Here is a 2,890-nt window from a genome sequence, read left to right on the forward strand (position 1 = left end):
GAATAAGTGCACGCACATGGTGGATGCCTTGGCGATTACAGGCGATGAAGGACGTAGTAGCTTGCGATAAGCTGCGGGGAGTGAGCAAACACACTTTGATCCGCAGATTTCCGAATGGGGAAACCCGGCCCTCTGGGTCATCGCATACTGAATACATAGGTATGCGAAGCGAACGCGGCGAACTGAAACATCTAAGTAGCTGCAGGAAAAGAAATCAACCGAGATTCCCAAAGTAGTGGCGAGCGAAATGGGATGAGCCTTGTACGTGATAGTCGGACTGATAATGGAAYMCYTTGGAAACRGKRGCCATAGCGGGTGATAGCCCCGTACATGAAATCAGACCGGTGGTACTAARYGTACGACAAGTAGGGCGGGACACGTGAAATCCTGTCTGAAGATGGGGGGACCATCCTCCAAGGCTAAATACTCGTAATCGACCGATAGTGAACCAGTACCGTGAGGGAAAGGCGAAAAGAACCCCGGGAGGGGAGTGAAATAGAACCTGAAACCGTGTGCATACAAACAGTCGGAGCCTCTTCGTGGGGTGACGGCGTACCTTTTGTATAATGGGTCAGCGACTTACATTCAGTGGCGAGGTTAACCGGATAGGGGAGCCGTAGAGAAATCGAGTCCGAACAGGGCGACAGTCGCTGGGTGTAGACCCGAAACCAGGTGATCTACCCATGGCCAGGATGAAGGTGCGGTAACACGCCCTGGAGGTCCGAACCCACTAATGTTGAAAAATTAGGGGATGAGCTGTGGGTAGGGGTGAAAGGCTAAACAAACCTGGAAATAGCTGGTTCTCTCCGAAAACTATTTAGGTAGTGCCTCAAGTATCACCACCGGGGGTAGAGCACTGTTATGGCTAGGGGGTCATTGCGACTTACCAAACCATTGCAAACTCCGAATACCGGTGAGTGCGAGCTTGGGAGACAGACGTCGGGTGCTAACGTCCGGCGTCAAGAGGGAAACAACCCAGACCGCCAGCTAAGGTCCCAAAGATTGGCTAAGTGGAAAACGAAGTGGGAAGGCTAAAACAGTCAGGATGTTGGCTTAGAAGCAGCCATCATTTAAAGAAAGCGTAATAGCTCACTGATCGAGTCGTCCTGCGCGGAAGATGTAACGGGGCTAAGCCAGTCACCGAAGCTGCGGATATGCGCTTGCGCATATGGTAGGAGAGCGTTCCGTAAGCCTGAGAAGGTGTCTTGTAAAGGATGCTGGAGGTATCGGAAGTGCGAATGCTGACATGAGTAGCGATAAAGAGGGTGAAAAGCCCTCTCGCCGAAAGCCCAAGGTTTCCTGTTCAACGTTCATCGGAGCAGGGTGAGTCGGCCCCTAAGGCGAGGCAGAGATGCGTAGCTGATGGGAAGCAGGTTAATATTCCTGCACCGTCGTATGATGCGATGGGGGGACGGATCGCGGAAGGTTGTCCAGCTGTTGGAATAGCTGGTTTTTGACTCATAGAAGGCGCTTAGGCAAATCCGGGCGCGTAATTCAAGGGGTCGAGACGTGTGTCCTTGTGRCACGAAGCAATCGGAAGTGGTTCCAAGAAAAGCCTCTAAGCTTCAGTCATACGAGACCGTACCGCAAACCGACACAGGTGGGCGAGATGAGTATTCTAAGGCGCTTGAGAGAACTCGGGAGAAGGAACTCGGCAAATTGGTACCGTAACTTCGGGATAAGGTACGCCCCGGTAGCTTGACCACTTTACTGTGGAAGGGTGAAAGGGTTGCAATAAACTGGTGGCTGCGACTGTTTAATAAAAACACAGCACTCTGCAAACACGAAAGTGGACGTATAGGGTGTGACGCCTGCCCGGTGCTGGAAGATTAAATGATGGGGTGCAAGCTCTTGATTGAAGTCCCAGTAAACGGCGGCCGTAACTATAACGGTCCTAAGGTAGCGAAATTCCTTGTCGGGTAAGTTCCGACCTGCACGAATGGCGTAACGATGGCCACACTGTCTCCTCCCGAGACTCAGCGAAGTTGAAATGTTTGTGATGATGCAATCTACCCGCGGCTAGACGGAAAGACCCCATGAACCTTTACTGTAGCTTTGCATTGGACTTTGAACCAATCTGTGTAGGATAGGTGGGAGGCTTTGAAGCGGGGACGCCAGTTCTCGTGGAGCCAACCTTGAAATACCACCCTGGTTTGTTTGAGGTTCTAACCTTGGCCCGTGATCCGGGTCGGGGACAGTGCATGGTAGGCAGTTTGACTGGGGCGGTCTCCTCCTAAAGTGTAACGGAGGAGTTCGAAGGTACGCTAGGTACGGTCGGACATCGTGCTAATAGTGCAATGGCATAAGCGTGCTTAACTGCGAGACCGACAAGTCGAGCAGGTACGAAAGTAGGACATAGTGATCCGGTGGTTCTGTATGGAAGGGCCATCGCTCAACGGATAAAAGGTACTCTGGGGATAACAGGCTGATTCCTCCCAAGAGTTCATATCGACGGGGGAGTTTGGCACCTCGATGTCGGCTCATCACATCCTGGGGCTGTAGCCGGTCCCAAGGGTATGGCTGTTCGCCATTTAAAGTGGTACGTGAGCTGGGTTTAAAACGTCGTGAGACAGTTTGGTCCCTATCTGCCGTGGGCGTTGGAAATTTGAAGGGGGCTGCTCCTAGTACGAGAGGACCGGAGTGGACGAACCTCTGGTGTACCGGTTGTCACGCCAGTGGCATTGCCGGGTAGCTAAGTTCGGAAGAGATAACCGCTGAAAGCATCTAAGCGGGAAACTCGCCTTGAGATGAGATTTCCCGGAGCCTTGAGCTCCTTGAAGGGTCGTTCGAGACCAGGACGTTGATAGGTCGGGTGTGGAAGTGCAGTAATGCATTAAGCTAACCGATACTAATTGCCCGTACGGCTTGTCCCTATAACCTTGGCAGTCAT

1 rRNA gene is annotated in these 2,890 nt (G+C 52.3%); it reads left to right on the top strand.

The window, feature by feature from the left end:
* A 23S ribosomal RNA gene (locus AC1DYX_RS30040) occupies positions 1 to 2,873 on the top strand.
* Positions 2,874 to 2,890 lie beyond the last annotated feature (17 nt).

The sequence above is a fragment of the Massilia sp. P2_C2 genome, from assembly GCF_056404615.1.